The organism is Citrobacter europaeus (assembly GCA_020099315.1).
In the GTDB taxonomy this organism is placed as follows: domain Bacteria; phylum Pseudomonadota; class Gammaproteobacteria; order Enterobacterales; family Enterobacteriaceae; genus Citrobacter; species Citrobacter europaeus.
Map to the genome: position 1 here is coordinate 3,524,769 of CP083650.1, position 16,034 is coordinate 3,540,802.

Genomic DNA, 16,034 nt, shown 5'->3' on the forward strand with positions numbered 1-16,034 from the left:
CTGCCGCAGTCTTTTCGGCTGCGGCGCTTACAGCTTCAGTATCTCTTTTACGAACGGAATGGTGAGCTTGCGCTGGGCGGTGATCGATGCGTGATCTAACTGATCCAACGTCATAAACAGCGTACGCATTTCCCGATCCAGACGCTTAAGCAGAAAGCGTCCCACATCTTCCGGCAGTTCAAATCCACGAAGTCTGGCGCGTAATTGCAACGCCTGCAGCTTATCTTCATCGGAAAGCGGCTGCAGCTTGTAGATTTGTCCCCAGTCCAGGCGCGAAGCGAGATCCGGCAACCCCAGATTCAGCTGTCTTGGCGGGCGATCGCCGGTGATCAGCAGGCGCGTTTTCCCCGACTCCAGGATACGGTTATAGAGATCAAAGATCGCCATTTCCCACAGCGAATCCCCGGCCACACATTCGATGTTATCGATGCATACCAGCGATAAATGCTCCATCCCGTCGAGCACTTCAGGGACAAACCAGGTGCGTTTATCGAGCGGCACGTAACCTACTGCATCGCCGCGCGCGGACAGTTCCGCACAGGCTGCATGCAGCAAATGACTACGGCCAGCGCCTTCGCGCGACCAGAGATAAATATACCCGCTATGTTCCTGACGCAGCACGTTTTGCAGTGCAGCCAGTAAAGAGGAGTTATCCCCCGGCCAGAAACTTGCAAAAGTTTCGTCGTCAGGAAGATAAAGTGGCAAAGAGAGCTGTGCCGGTGTGTTCAGAGATACCTCAACCCAGGATTTCATAAAATCGCGTTGAGTTTAACACAGAAATACGTCGTGATAGAACCGGGCAGCACCGCCGCCCGGTCAGAGATTTACTGTTGCGGACTGTCGGCATCTTCTGCGTCAAGCACGACTTCTTCCGGGCGCAGCAGGCTGATAACTTTGAAAATCAGGCTCAGGCAGACGCCAACAATGGTCGCCAGCGCCATGCCTTTCAGCTCTGCGGCACCAATGTGAACTTTCGCGCCACTTACGCCGATGATCAAAATAACCGAAGTCAGGATCAGGTTTTGCGCTTTGTTGTAGTCAACTTTCGACTCGATCAATACGCGAATACCGGAAGCGCCAATCACGCCGTACAGCAGCAGTGATACGCCCCCCATTACAGGCAGTGGGATGATTTGGATCGCCGCCGCCAGTTTACCCACGCAGGAGAGCAGAATGGCAAAAATCGCCGCGCCGCCGATAACCCAGGTACTGTAAACGCGGGTAATCGCCATTACGCCAATATTTTCGCCGTACGTGGTGTTCGGCGTTGAGCCGAAGAAACCGGAGATAACCGTAGACAGACCGTTAGCAAACATAGAACGATGCAGGCCTGGGTCGCGAATCAAATCTTTTTTCACGATATTCGCCGTTACCACCAGGTGCCCGACGTGTTCAGCGATGACCACCAGCGCTGCTGGCAGGATGGTCAGAATGGCAACCCATTCAAAGCGCGGCGTATAGAACGTTGGCAGCGCGAACCAGTGGGCCTGCGCAATCGGCGTAGTGTCCACGACGCCCATCACGAAAGAGAGCGCATAACCGGCCAGCACCCCAATCAGAATCGGGATAATCGCCATAAAACCGCGGAACAGTACGGAGCCAAATACCGTAACCGCCAGCGTCACCATCGAGATGATGATGGTTTTTGAATCCGGTAATTGCCCCTCAGCAGGCAGTAACCCCGCCATGCCCGCAGCGACGCCAGCCAGCTCCAGACCGATAACGGCAACGATTGCGCCCATCGCCGCAGGCGGGAACATCACATCCAGCCAGCCGGTACCTGCTTTCTTAACGATGAAAGAAACCAGGCAGAACAGGACGCCGCACATAATGAAACCACCCAGTGCCACTTCATATCCTAACGGCAGCAGCAGCAGTACCGGAGAAATAAATGCAAAGCTGGACCCCAGATAGGCTGGGATTTTTCCTTTACAAATAAAGAGATACAGCAACGTACCAATGCCATTAAACAGCAAAACGGTAGCCGGGTTGATGTGGAACAGGACTGGCACCAGTACCGTTGCGCCAAACATGGCGAACAGGTGCTGCAAACTAAGCGGGATTGTCTGTAAAAGCGGCGGTCTTTCACTCACCCCGATAGCACGGCGCGTCATAGTGTTTTCCTCTGAGTGTTGTTTGTTATTCGCATTGGGTTGTTATATTCAAAAAAAAGCCGACTCTTAAAGTCGGCTTCTTTTCACTTATTCGTTTACTTGGTACCAAAAATCTTATCGCCGGCATCACCAAGCCCCGGAATAATGTATCCGTGCTCGTTCAGTCCCTGATCGATGGAGGCTGTGTACAGCTCAACATCCGGGTGCGCTTTTTCCAGTGCCGCGATACCTTCTGGTGCCGCAACCAGGACCAGCACTTTAATGCTGGTGCAGCCTGCGTTTTTCAGCAGGTCGATGGTAGCGATAACGGAACCGCCGGTCGCCAGCATCGGGTCAACGATCAGCGCCATACGCTCATCGATGTTAGAAACCAGCTTCTGGAAATACGGAACCGGCTCCAGCGTCTCTTCATTGCGGTACATACCGACCACGCTGATACGCGCGCTTGGAACGTTTTCCAGAACGCCTTCCATCATGCCCAGGCCCGCACGCAGGATTGGCACAACGGTGATTTTCTTACCTTTAATTTGGTCAACTTCAACCGGGCCATTCCAGCCTTCAATGGTCACCTTTTCGGTTTCCAGACCAGCGGTTGCTTCATAAGTCAGCAGGCTGCCAACTTCCGAGGCGAGTTCACGAAAGCGTTTAGTGCTGATGTCGTTTTCACGCATCAGTCCCAGCTTGTGTTTGACGAGTGGGTGTTTGACTTCCACGATCTTCATACTCTTCTCCTTTCCTCAGACGAGTGGCAACCACAAAAAAAATCGCCGGATTATACCGCTTTTAGTCTCTGTCGCAACACTGCATGCGCTTGATATGGATCAACCAAAGTCATTTACGTCTGGATGATGAGTATAAAACAAGCCCCGCACTCATGGCGGGGCTTGTTATCAATGCTATGAATTTTAAAGGTATTCAGCATTGGTCTGGATGACGTTTTGATACCATGAAAAAGATTTTTTCGGAGAGCGAGTTAATGTCCCGCTACCGTCATTATTTTTATCAACGTAGATAAACCCGTAGCGTTTTTTCATTTCCCCCGTCCCGGCCGAGACTAAATCAATACAGCCCCACGGGGTATATCCCATCAAATCCACGCCATCTTCCACCACCGCTTTTTTCATCTCACGTATGTGAGCGGCAAGGTAGTCGATACGGTACTGGTCGTTCACCGCACCATCATTCTCACGCACGTCGATGGCGCCAAATCCATTCTCCACAATAAATAGCGGCAACTGATAATGATCCCAGAACCAGTTCAGCGAATAGCGCAGACCGACGGGATCAATCTGCCATCCCCAGTCCGATTTCTGTACGTACGGGTTGGAAACCAGGCTTTTCGACTCGTCGTAATCCAGCTCAGGGTTGTCCGCCGTTGCCTGCGTCGCGAAGGACATATAGTAGCTAAAGCCGATGTAATCCACGCAACCCTCGGTCAACGCCTGACGGTCTTCCTCGGTGATATCCAGCTCAAAACCGCGTCGGACAAAGTAGTTGAGAAGATGCTGCGGGTATTTGCCGCGCACATGGACGTCGGTAAACCAGTAACGGCGGTGCATGGCGTTCATCGCCATCATCATATCGTCCGGCGCGCAGGTCAGCGGATAGATAGGACACATGGCGATCATGCACCCTATCTGCAATTCCGGGTTAATCTCACGTGCGACCTTTACCGCCAACGCGCTTGCCACCAGTTCATAGTGCGCCGCCTGGTACATGACCGGCTCGCGGTCTTCACCGGGCTGGTATTTCAGACCAGAGTTAGTAAAGGGCGCGAAATCTTCGTGATAATTTGCCTGGTTGTTAATCTCATTAAACGTCATCCAGTACTTTACTTTGTGCTGGTAACGAGTGAAAACCACCCTGGCAAAACGGACAAAGAAATCGATAAGCTTACGGTTGCGCCAGCCGCCATATTCCGTCACCAGATGGTAAGGCATCTCGAAATGCGACAACGTAATCACCGGCTCAATGCCATATTTCAGGCATTCGTCAAACAGGTCATCATAGAACTGCAGGCCAGCTTCATTGGGTTGCGCTTCGTCGCCTAAGGGAAAAATACGCGTCCAGGCGATAGAGGTGCGAAAACATTTAAATCCCATTTCGGCAAACAGCTTAATGTCGTCTTTATAGCGATGATAAAAATCGATGGCGTCATGGTTAGGGTAGTTTTTACCGGCGATCACACCGTCGGTGATTTCACGCGCCACGCCGTGCGCCCCCGCCGTCATGACATCGGCAACGCTGACGCCTTTTCCGCCCGCCTGCCAGCCACCTTCCAGTTGATGAGCGGCTACGGCACCACCCCACATGAAATCTGCTTTAAATCCTGACATACCCTTCCCCTATCGTGATGACTCTGCGCAAAACGCTGTAGATGAGGTCCGCAACAGAAAACAGAAACCGGTTTCAGTACGATACTGTGCATTCGGCTGGCAGGTTTCAAGCACAAGACTGTACCCGGTTTCATTTTCGTGGCGCAGTTCAAACAAATAGATAAATGATTGTAAAATGCTGAAAAAATCAGCAGATAAAACTTGATGCAGAGCAGGCTCGCAAACGTTTGCTTTCCCTGTTAGAATTGCGCCGAATTTAACTTTTACTGCAAGTAAACATGTGGGGAAGCAGGCAGTGACCGATAAAACCTCTCTTAGCTACAAAGATGCCGGTGTTGATATTGATGCAGGTAATGCTCTGGTTGATCGAATCAAAGGCGTAGTAAAGAAAACTCGTCGTCCGGAAGTTATGGGTGGTCTGGGTGGCTTCGGTGCGCTGTGCGCATTGCCGCAAAAATATCGTGAACCGGTACTGGTTTCCGGCACTGATGGCGTTGGCACAAAACTGCGTCTGGCGATGGATCTGAAACGCCACGACACTATCGGTATTGACCTCGTCGCAATGTGCGTCAACGACCTCGTCGTTCAGGGCGCTGAGCCGCTGTTTTTCCTCGACTACTATGCGACCGGCAAACTGGATGTGGATACCGCAGCCAGCGTCATTAACGGTATTGCCGAAGGTTGTCTGCAGTCTGGCTGCGCGCTGGTTGGCGGGGAAACGGCTGAAATGCCGGGGATGTACCACGGCGAAGATTACGACGTGGCAGGCTTCTGCGTTGGCGTCGTCGAGAAATCAGAGATTATCGACGGTTCAAAAGTGGCTGACGGCGACGTATTGATTGCGCTCGGCTCCAGCGGCCCGCACTCCAACGGTTACTCTCTGGTGCGTAAAATTGTTGAAGTCAGCGGTTGTGACCCGGAAACCACCGAGCTTGAAGGCAAGTCGCTGGCCGATCACTTGCTGGCCCCGACCCGCATTTACGTAAAATCCATTCTGGAACTGATTGAGAAGGTTGATGTGCATGCCATCGCCCACCTGACCGGCGGCGGCTTCTGGGAAAATATTCCACGCGTTCTGCCGGACAACACGCAGGCGGTGATCGACGAATCGTCATGGCAGTGGCCAGCTGTTTTCAACTGGCTGCAAACGGCGGGTAACGTCAGCCAGCATGAGATGTATCGCACCTTTAACTGCGGCGTAGGTATGGTAATCGCCCTGCCAGCTCCGGAAGTGGACAAAGCCCTTGCTTTGCTCAATGAGAAAGGTGAAAACGCATGGAAAATCGGTATCATCAAAGCTTCTGATTCCGAACAGCGTGTGGTCATTGAATGAAAAACATTGTGGTGCTCATTTCCGGCAACGGAAGCAATTTGCAGGCGATAATAGACGCCTGCGAACAGAAAAAAATCAATGGCACCATACGTGCAGTATTCAGTAACAAGGCCGATGCGTTCGGCCTTGAGCGCGCACGCGAAGCGAATATTCCGGCGCACTCGCTGGAAGCCGCCCAGTTTGCCAGTCGCGAAGCATTCGACCGCCAGTTGATTCAAGAGATTGACGCCTATGCGCCCGATGTCGTCGTGTTGGCCGGTTATATGCGCATTCTCAGCCCGGCGTTTGTCGCTCACTATTCTGAGCGATTGCTGAATATCCATCCGTCTTTATTGCCGAAATATCCCGGCCTGCACACGCACCGTCAGGTTCTGGAAAACGGTGATGAAGAGCATGGAACTTCCGTCCATTTTGTCACCGATGAACTGGACGGCGGACCGGTTATTCTCCAGGCCAAGGTTCCGGTATTTGAAGGCGACAGCGAAGATGATGTCACGGCCCGGGTCCAGGCCCAGGAACATACCATTTACCCACTGGTGGTAAGCTGGTTTACCGATGGTCGCCTGAAGATGCGTGATAACGCAGCATGGCTGGACGGCGTTTGTCTGCCGCCACAAGGCTACGCCGCCGACGAATAATAAAAACCAGCCTGTAAGCCGGATCTCACCATCCGGTCTACAGGCATGATTACCTTTTCCGGTTAACATCTCCGGTATTCATCTACGCTCCCCCCTTTCTCTTTGCTATCAGACGGTTTATTGTCATATTTTTCTGGCACAGTTGGACATCTGAGAGCAATGCTCGCCATAATAAATCGGTAGTGTCCCGTGAATGAAACGGAGTAAAAGTGGTAATGGGTCAGGAAAAGCTATACATCGAGAAAGAACTCAGTTGGTTAGCGTTCAATGAACGTGTACTCCAGGAAGCTGCTGATAAGTCAAACCCGTTGATCGAACGGATGCGTTTCTTAGGCATCTATTCCAATAACCTCGACGAGTTTTACAAGGTTCGTTTTGCCGAACTGAAGCGCCGAATCATTATTAGCGAAGAACAGGGTTCCAACTCTCACTCCCGCCATCTGTTAGGCAAAATCCAGGCCCGCGTATTAAAAGCCGATCAGGAATTCGACGGCCTGTACAACGAGTTGCTGCTGGAGATGGCGCGCAACCAGATTTTCTTAATCAACGAACGTCAGCTATCGGTTAATCAACAGAGCTGGTTACGCCATTACTTTAAGCAATATCTTCGCCAGCATATTACGCCGATCCTGATTAACCGCGAGACGGATTTAGTTCAGTTTCTGAAAGATGACTACACCTATCTGGCGGTAGAAATTATTCGCGGTGATTCGATCCGCTACGCGCTGCTGGAAATCCCTTCCGACAAGGTTCCACGCTTTGTGAATCTGCCGCCGGAAACCCCGCGGCGTCGCAAACCGATGATCCTGCTGGACAACATCTTACGCTACTGCCTGGACGACATTTTCAAAGGGTTCTTTGATTACGATGCGCTAAACGCTTATTCGATGAAAATGACCCGCGACGCCGAATACGATTTGGTGCACGAGATGGAATCGAGCCTGATGGAGCTGATGTCATCCAGCCTGAAACAGCGTCTGACCGCAGAGCCTGTACGTTTTGTCTATCAGCGCGACATGCCCAATGCGCTGGTCGAGGTGCTGCGTGAAAAACTGACGATTTCTCGCTACGACTCAATTGTTCCCGGCGGGCGCTACCATAACTTCAAAGACTTTATTAACTTCCCCAACGTTGGCAAAGCTAACCTGGTGAACAAACCACTTCCTCGTTTACGCCATATCTGGTTCGACAACGAGAAGTTTCGCAACGGATTTGATGCAATCCGCGAGCGCGATGTGCTGCTGTATTACCCGTATCACACCTTTGAACATGTTCTTGAGCTGTTGCGTCAGGCCTCTTTCGACCCGAGCGTGTTGGCGATAAAGATCAACATCTACCGTGTGGCAAAAGACTCGCGCATCATCGACGCGATGATCCATGCAGCGCATAACAGTAAAAAAGTCACCGTAGTGGTGGAATTGCAGGCGCGCTTTGATGAAGAAGCCAACATTCATTGGGCCAAGCGTCTGACCGAAGCGGGTGTTCACGTCATTTTCTCCGCGCCGGGCCTGAAAATTCACGCCAAGCTGTTCCTTATCTCGCGTAAAGAAGGTGACGAGGTGGTGCGCTACGCCCACATCGGTACCGGGAACTTCAACGAAAAAACGGCGCGACTGTATACTGACTATTCTTTGCTGACCGCCGATTCGCGCATTACCAACGAAGTGCGTCGGGTGTTCAACTTTATCGAGAACCCGTATCGTCCGGTGACGTTCGATTATCTGCTGGTTTCTCCACAGAACTCACGCCGTCTGCTGTACGCGATGATCGACAAAGAAATCGCCAACGCACAGCAAGGGCGGCCTTCCGGTATTACGCTAAAACTTAACAATCTGGTCGATAAAGGCCTCGTTGACCGCCTGTATGCGGCGTCCTGCTCGGGCGTGCCGGTTAATTTGCTGATCCGCGGTATGTGCTCCCTGATCCCGAATCTGGAAGGCATCAGTGATAATATTCGCGTGATAAGCATCGTTGACCGCTACCTTGAACACGACCGGGTTTATATCTTCGAAAACGGCGGCGACAAGCAGGTATATCTCTCCTCCGCAGACTGGATGACCAGGAATATCGACTATCGCATCGAAGTCGCCACGCCGCTGCTGGACCCGCGTCTTAAGCAGCGTGTGCTGGATATTATCGATATCCTGTTCAGCGACACGGTGAAGGCTCGCTTCATCGATAAAGAACTCAGTAATCGCTACGTACCGCGCGGAAATCGCCGTAAGGTTCAGTCACAATTGGCGATTTACGACTACATCAAATCACTCGAGCAACCTGACTAAAGATATGCCAATACACGACAAGACTCCGCGACCGCAGGAATTTGCTGCGGTCGACCTTGGTTCAAACAGTTTCCATATGGTCATTGCCCGTGTGGTTGATGGCGCTATGCAAATTATCGGACGCCTGAAACAACGCGTTCATCTGGCTGATGGTCTCGGCGAAGACAACAAGCTGAGCGAAGAGGCAATGGAGCGCGGATTAAGCTGTCTGTCGCTGTTCGCCGAACGCCTGCAGGGCTTTCCCCCATCAAGCGTATGCATCGTGGGTACCCATACTTTTCGTCAGGCGCTGAATGCGACCGATTTTCTCAAGCGCGCAGAAAAAGTCATCCCCTACCCGATTGAGATTATTTCCGGTAATGAAGAAGCCCGACTGATTTTTATGGGTGTAGAGCACACCCAGCCGGAAAAAGGTCGCAAGCTGGTTATCGATATTGGCGGTGGCTCAACAGAACTGGTGATCGGCGAAGATTTCGAACCCAAACTGGTCGAAAGCCGTCGTATGGGCTGCGTCAGTTTTGCCCAGATGTATTTCCCGGGCGGCGTTATCAGTCGGGAAAACTTCCAGCGTGCCCGCATGGCGGCAGCGCAAAAGCTCGAAACCTTAACCTGGCAGTTTCGCATTCAGGGCTGGAACGTTGCGATGGGCGCATCGGGTACGATTAAAGCTGCACATGAAGTGCTGCTGGAGATGGGCGAAAAAGATGGTTTCATCACTCCCGAACGCCTGGACAAACTGACATCCGAAGTACTGAAACATGCGTCATACGAAGCCCTCAGCCTGCCAGGGCTGTCAGAAGAGCGAAAAGCGGTGTTTGTGCCCGGGCTCGCGATTCTGTGCGGCGTTTTTGACGCGCTGGCTATCCGCGAACTTCGCCTTTCTGATGGCGCGCTACGTGAAGGCGTACTGTACGAGATGGAAGGACGTTTTCGCCACCAGGACGTTCGCAGCCGTACCGCCAGCAGTCTGGCGAACCAGTACAACATCGACAGTGAACAGGCCCGGCGCGTACTGGAAACGACGATGCAAATGTACGATCAGTGGCATACGCAGCAGCCAAAACTGGCCAATCCGCAACTGGAAGCATTACTGCGCTGGGCGGCGATGCTGCATGAGGTTGGGCTGAACATCAACCACAGCGGTTTACATCGCCACTCTGCTTATATCCTGCAAAACAGTGATTTGCCGGGCTTTAATCAGGAACAACAGCTAATGATGGCAACCTTAGTTCGTTATCATCGCAAAGCGGTGAAGCTGGATGATTTGCCCCGCTTTACGCTGTTCAAGAAAAAACAGTTTCTACCGTTAATTCAGCTGTTACGCCTGGGCGTGCTGCTGAATAATCAGCGTCAGGCAACCACCACGCCACCGACGCTGACCCTGATTACCGACGACAACCACTGGACTTTACGCTTCCCGCATGACTGGTTTAGCCAGAATGCGCTGGTGCTGCTCGATCTGGAAAAAGAGCAACAATACTGGGAAGCCGTAACCGGCTGGCGTCTCAAAATTGAAGAAGAAAGCTCACCCGATATCGCCGCATAAGCTCTCAGCAGGTGCCAGTTCTTCTGGCACCTTTTCTTCCAGCGTTTCGTGCAGCGGTTGCGGTTTACCAATCAGATACCCCTGCATGTAGTCAATCCCCAGCGAAATCACCGCACTGCGTATTTCCTCGCTTTCGACGTACTCCGCAACCACCAGCATTCTTTTCATTCGCGCCAGGTGGCAAATGGACGCCACAATTTGGTAGTCGAGGCTGTTCGAAACGATATTGCGAATAAAGCTGCCGTCAATTTTTAGAATATCGGCATTCACATTCTTCAGCCGCGCATAGCTGGCATAACCGGTACCAAAATCATCAATCGCAATCTGACATCCCAATGATTGCAACTGCAGCAACGTTGCCTGCGCCTGTTCCGCATTGGTTAAGGCATTGCTTTCCGTGACCTCAAAAATCAGCTGCCACGCCTCGACTTTGTACTTAGCCAGTAGCTGGTTGATGTCATGCGGAAGTCGGGCGCGGCATACCGACGTAGGTGATAAGTTAATCGCAAATCGACGGGCGGGCATTTTTTCCCGATTCTGCGCCATAAATTTCAGCGTATTTTCAATCACCCACAGATCGATGCTGGAGGACAAACCAAACTCATGCGCTACCGGCAAGAAGTTATCAGGGGCGATAGTCTCCCCGTCGTCCCCCTCAAGACGCAGCAGGATTTCATGATAAACATCGCCGCGTACGCCAGAAATCGGCTGCGCCATCAGGAAAAAGCGATTGTGCTCCAGCGCCTGCTGCAGGCGATTCATCATCGCAACCTTATCTTTCAGGTCACGTTGCAGGTGCATCACGCCCCGTCGCTGCAAATTCTCTGGCGCATTGGTCGCCAGAGAAAGCTCGGCGATGGTGCTTAGCTCTCCCAGTAACAAATAGATGTGGTTAACTGGAGAACGGACATAGCAAAAACTGATGCCCACCTGCGGCTGTAACGGCATGCCATCCCAGATAAAACGAAACTGCTTGATATGCCTGTCCAGCGCTTCAATGCGCTCCTGATGCGATTCGGTGTTAAAACGCAAAACTAAATCATTACCCGATAACTGATAGACATGCTCATCTTGTTCCAGCAACGGCGTTACCCACTGGGCGAGTTTTTGCTTGTACTGGATACGCAGCATAATGCCGTAATTTTTCACCAGCAGTTCCATGCCCGGAACACTCAAAAAGCAGAGCACTGACCATGGCGCTTTTTTCAAATCCCGGTTCAACGCGCGCAAATTCGGAATATGCACCATGGGGTCAAAGAAGGCCAGACGATGATTGCGCCGGGTAACAAACCGTTGACGCGTTGCCAGTACGGCAATGAAATTTACGATGAAGGAGAAAACCAGGTAACTTGATGAGGTAATGGCAAGCTGGGTATCGTAGCCCGAATACCAGGGCATATAGCGTTGATAATAATGTATCGCGGTAATAAGTACGACCGCCCATATCAACGAAATAAATCTATAACCGTAACGCATAGCTCCCCATAGCATCACAGGCAGCAACAATGACAGGGTATAATTCGTACTAAATATTGAGCTTTGCTCATTTAACGGCATGCACAACATTGCCATCAGCACGGTCAATATAATCAACCAGACAGCAAACTCAGTTTTGGTGACTTTGGTATCAAACTGCTGCTTTAACTGAGAAAAATAGCCTCTCACATGCAAAGGGTTACGAATCGTTCGAATAATAAAATAGCACAGTGGAACCCCAACCAGATTCCCGACCAGCATGGCCTGATAGTTGATCAACGTACCAGTATTAAAGGGCATAACGCCTACCATACCCGATTTGCTCTCATAGACGCCCACAAACGCGGCAAACTGGAAGAGTATCAAAAACAGCGTCGCCGGGCAGAAGACCTGCCAAAACATGCGCTGGAACATCAGGTGGGAATCGCCGTGGGAAACATTGTTTCGTCGGGGAGAAAATACCTTATACCCTCCCCAACTAAGCACGATGGTAACAATAAAGTGCGAAATTATTGAGAGTGTTTCAAATAGCCCAACCTGCGGATATTTGTACCAAATAATGGAAATGATAATTCCGGGTAATGCAGCCCAACCAAAAAACAACATCAGGCTAATCATCAGCGCTAAAGGCAGATAGAAAAGAATTACGGTCCCGGTACTAATATGGGCATAGGTGTTGGCAGTGCTCAATACAGGCAACAGTAATGAAGGCAAGATGAGAGGTAACGCCCACCATTTATCTCTAATACCAATATAATTTTTATTCAGTTTCATAGATGCTCAGTAGAATCCCGCACATCCTGCAGGGGGTATTCAGACAGGCATCCCACCTGACGTTAAAACGATAAAGTAAAATACATCACAATGATTCATCAATTTTAGTTGGCAGCAAAGGGGGATGCTTGATACACATCAAAAAAAAAGTCTCTCATTAATCAATTATTACTCTTTTCATGGTTTTTTATCGTTATCTCATTATTCATGCAAATAATAATATTAATTTCCATAACATAAATGGATAAAACCACTGAGGCAATTTTACATAACGAAGAATTGACCATTCCCTCACAGTATGCCTTAATGTAAGTATCGCCCTCAGTTGGGTACACTACAAGGAACCTTTTGTGAGCCAGGTTACCAGCCTACGCAAACGACACCGATTTAACAGTCGCATGATCCGGATCGTACTGCTTATCAGCTTTCTCTTCTTCTTCGGACGCTTCGTCTACTCCGCTATAGGTGCGTGGCACCACCACCAGAACAAAAAAGAATCTCAGCAGATAACTCAGCCGCAACAGGCATCTCCTGCTCAAACCGACGTGCGCTGATCGCTCGCACCTGTGATATCCCCAGCATTAAGATTCCTTACCGGATGGCTAATCGCCTGACATTTAACCATCCGGTAAGGGATTTGCGTGATGAAACTTCATACACTTCCCCCACCACCCTCGCTGTATTATCGGATAATCGACCGTATTTTTCGCACAAATACACAATCTTTTCATCCCACTTCACAGCACCATTCGCGCTGATTTTTTACGTTCCGGTTTACTGGATATAAAAAAGACACACAGTGCTCAAATAGACGCTAATTAATATCGCCAGAAAATATCACGGGCGAAAACATTAATATTTTGCATGAAATTAAATGCTTATTTGAATTGTTACCATTATTAAATTGTACAGGGTAATACCATGAGTGGTTTTTCATTATTTCCGAAAATAAGAAGCGGTGTTGAATGGATTGCCGGGCACAGCGATGCGGTTATTCAATTCGGCTGGAATATCGTTGCCGCCGTGATTTTACTGTTTATCGGTAAATTTGTCTCTCGTCTGCTTTCCCGTGGCCTGGAAAAGTTACTGTTAAAACGTAAAGTTGACCGGACCATTATCCAGTTTTTCACCGCGCTGGTACGTTACATCACCCTCGCTTTTTCCGTTGTCGCCGCGTTGGGCCGCGTCGGTATTGAAACCTCTTCCATTATTGCCGTCATTGGGGCCGCCGGACTGGCTATTGGTCTCGCGCTACAAGGATCGCTTTCCAACTTTGCCGCAGGCGTATTATTGGTCTCTTTGCGTCCTTTCCGCGCCGGAGAAGTCGTGCAGATTGGCGCAGTCACCGGAACGGTAGAAAAGGTGCACATTTTCTCCACTACCCTGCTCACCGCTGACAGCAAAGAAGTGGTGATTCCAAACGGTAAGATCATTGCGGATAACATCATTAACTATTCCCGCCACCCGTTTCGCCGTATCGACCTGGTGATTGGCGTGGGATATCAGAGCCGGATCGCAGATGTTAAGCGCGTGATTAACCATATCATTGAGCAGGACAGCCGCATCGATAAGCAACGTGGGGTAACCGTTCGTCTGGGCGAACTGGGCGCTTCAGCGTTGAATTTTTACGTCCGCGTTTGGGTACCCAACATCGAATACTGGAATACCTATTACGATCTGCTGGAAAACATTAAAGAGGCCCTGGACGACAACCACATTGCCCTGCCGTATCCGCAGATGGATATACGCGTGGAGAACGTGGCACCCTAATCTCAGCCCCAGCTACAGTTGGTCGATTAGTATCCCACGCTATAACATTCGCCAGACGCGCTTGCTGGCATACGGGCAATAAAAAACCCTCTGTAAACAGAGGGTTTTTGCATACTACCGGTTCAGAAACCGCGAACAGAGAGGGATATTATTCCCACTCAATCGTCGCTGGCGGCTTACCGCTGATGTCATACACCACGCGGGAAATACCATTCACTTCGTTGATGATGCGGTTAGATACGCGGCCTAAGAAGTCATACGGCAGGTGCGCCCAGTGCGCGGTCATAAAGTCGATGGTTTCAACAGCACGCAGGGAAACAACCCAGTCGTACTTACGGCCATCGCCCATAACGCCAACGGAACGTACCGGCAGGAATACGGTGAACGCCTGGCTTACTTTGTTGTACAGGTCAGCTTTGTGCAGCTCTTCAATGAAGATAGCATCCGCGCGACGCAGCAGGTCGCAGTACTCTTTCTTCACTTCGCCCAGCACGCGTACGCCCAGACCTGGCCCCGGGAACGGGTGACGGTAGAGCATGTCATACGGCAGGCCCAGCTCCAGGCCAATCTTACGCACTTCGTCTTTGAACAGCTCACGCAGCGGCTCTACCAGACCCATCTTCATCTCTTTCGGCAAACCGCCCACGTTGTGGTGAGATTTGATGACGTGCGCTTTACCGGTCGCGGAAGCTGCGGATTCGATCACGTCCGGGTAGATGGTGCCCTGCGCCAGCCACTTAACGTCTTCCAGCTTCAGCGCTTCTTCGTCGAATACTTCCACGAATACGCGGCCGATGATTTTACGTTTAGCTTCTGGATCGTTCTCGCCTTTCAGCGCATCCAGGAAACGCTTTTCGCCTTCAACGTGAACAATGTTCAGGCCGAAGTGGTCGCCGAACATATCCATAACTTGCTGTGCTTCATTCAAACGCAGCAGACCGTTGTCAACGAATACGCAGGTCAGGTTTTTGCCAATCGCACGGTGCAGCAGCATCGCGGTAACGGAGGAGTCTACGCCGCCGGACAGACCGAGGATCACTTTATCATTGCCAACCTGCTCGCGAATGCGGGCAACGGCATCATCGATAATTTTTGCCGGCGTCCACAGCGCTTCACACTGGCAGATGTCACGCACAAAACGCTCCAGCATGCGCATGCCCTGACGGGTGTGGGTCACTTCCGGGTGGAACTGCACGCCGTAGAAACGTTTTTCCTCGTGCGCCATGATGGCGAACGGGCAGTTGTCGGTGCTGGCAACGGTCACGAAACCTTCCGGAATGGCGGTTACTTTGTCGCCGTGGCTCATCCACACGTCCAGCAGCGGTTTGCCATCTGCAGTCAGAGAGTCTTCAATACCGCGGACAAGCGCGCTGTCGGTCTGAACTTCAACCTGCGCATAGCCGAATTCACGTTCGTTAGAACCTTCAACATGACCACCGAGCTGCATTGCCATAGTCTGCATGCCATAGCACACGCCGAACACCGGCACGCCCGCATTGAAAACGTATTCCGGCGCACGCGGGCTGTTTTCTTCGGTGGTGCTTTCCGGACCACCGGAAAGAATGATACCGCTTGGGTTGAATTCGCGAATTTGTGCTTCCGTAACATCCCATGCCCACAGTTCACAGTAGACGCCCAGTTCACGTACGCGACGAGCAACCAACTGAGTGTACTGCGATCCAAAATCAAGAATGAGAATGCGATGTTTATGAATATTGTCTGTCATTGACGCTAATTCCGAGGCAAGTGAAACAAATTCGCCCGG

General features: G+C 51.0%; 12 protein-coding genes. 6 read left to right on the top strand and 6 right to left on the bottom strand.

What is annotated here, in order from left to right:
- Nucleotides 1-27 precede the first annotated feature (27 nt).
- From LA337_16700 to LA337_16715, 4 genes are all read right to left on the bottom strand, one after another.
- Nucleotides 28-729 carry a DnaA inactivator Hda gene (locus tag LA337_16700; protein UBI18496.1) on the bottom strand — a complete coding sequence of 234 codons (702 nt, stop codon included), beginning with the start codon at nt 727-729 and terminating at the stop codon, nt 28-30.
- Between the two features lie 95 nt (nt 730-824).
- Nucleotides 825-2,114, bottom strand: coding sequence for a uracil permease (uraA, locus tag LA337_16705; protein UBI14806.1), 1,290 nt, complete (start codon nt 2,112-2,114; stop codon nt 825-827).
- Nucleotides 2,115-2,209: 95 nt separating this feature from the next.
- Entirely contained in the window at nt 2,210-2,836 is a 627-nt protein-coding gene (gene upp / locus LA337_16710) for a uracil phosphoribosyltransferase (protein ID UBI14807.1), read from the bottom strand.
- A gap of 183 nt (nt 2,837-3,019) precedes the next feature.
- A complete protein-coding gene (locus LA337_16715; GenBank protein UBI14808.1) occupies nt 3,020-4,450 on the bottom strand; it encodes a 6-phospho-beta-glucosidase in 1,431 nt (476 codons plus the stop codon).
- A gap of 295 nt (nt 4,451-4,745) precedes the next feature.
- Here LA337_16715 and purM point away from each other — a divergent pair, with 295 nt between their 5' ends.
- From purM to ppx, 4 genes are all read left to right on the top strand, one after another.
- Nucleotides 4,746-5,783: a phosphoribosylformylglycinamidine cyclo-ligase gene (purM, locus tag LA337_16720; GenBank protein UBI14809.1), complete on the top strand. Its 1,038-nt coding sequence runs from the start codon at nt 4,746-4,748 to the stop codon at nt 5,781-5,783.
- Nucleotides 5,780-6,421: a phosphoribosylglycinamide formyltransferase gene (gene purN, locus LA337_16725; GenBank protein UBI14810.1), complete on the top strand. Its 642-nt coding sequence runs from the start codon at nt 5,780-5,782 to the stop codon at nt 6,419-6,421. Before purM ends, purN begins: the two co-directional genes overlap by 4 nt.
- A gap of 215 nt (nt 6,422-6,636) precedes the next feature.
- Nucleotides 6,637-8,703: a polyphosphate kinase 1 gene (gene ppk1 / locus LA337_16730; GenBank protein ID UBI14811.1), complete on the top strand. Its 2,067-nt coding sequence runs from the start codon at nt 6,637-6,639 to the stop codon at nt 8,701-8,703.
- 4 nt (nt 8,704-8,707) lie between these two features.
- The gene (ppx, locus tag LA337_16735; protein UBI14812.1) at nt 8,708-10,249 is read left to right on the top strand and encodes an exopolyphosphatase; all 1,542 of its coding nucleotides are present in this window, start codon (nt 8,708-8,710) and stop codon (nt 10,247-10,249) included.
- On the opposite strand, the gene LA337_16740 is transcribed toward ppx, so the two are convergent.
- Nucleotides 10,229-12,499 carry a sensor domain-containing phosphodiesterase gene (locus LA337_16740; protein ID UBI14813.1) on the bottom strand — a complete coding sequence of 757 codons (2,271 nt, stop codon included), beginning with the start codon at nt 12,497-12,499 and terminating at the stop codon, nt 10,229-10,231. The genes ppx and LA337_16740 overlap by 21 nt on opposite strands.
- 350 nt (nt 12,500-12,849) lie before the next feature.
- Here LA337_16740 and LA337_16745 point away from each other — a divergent pair, with 350 nt between their 5' ends.
- On the top strand, nt 12,850-13,053 hold the full coding sequence (locus LA337_16745; GenBank protein UBI14814.1) for a YfgG family protein: 204 nt from the start codon (nt 12,850-12,852) through the stop codon (nt 13,051-13,053).
- Between the two features lie 367 nt (nt 13,054-13,420).
- Complete coding sequence (gene mscS / locus LA337_16750; GenBank protein ID UBI14815.1) at nt 13,421-14,269, top strand: small-conductance mechanosensitive channel MscS; 849 nt, start codon at nt 13,421-13,423, stop codon at nt 14,267-14,269.
- Nucleotides 14,270-14,417: 148 nt separating this feature from the next.
- Here mscS and guaA read toward each other — a convergent pair whose 3' ends face one another.
- Nucleotides 14,418-15,995: a glutamine-hydrolyzing GMP synthase gene (gene guaA, locus LA337_16755; GenBank protein ID UBI14816.1), complete on the bottom strand. Its 1,578-nt coding sequence runs from the start codon at nt 15,993-15,995 to the stop codon at nt 14,418-14,420.
- Between the last annotated feature and the right edge of the window lie 39 nt (nt 15,996-16,034).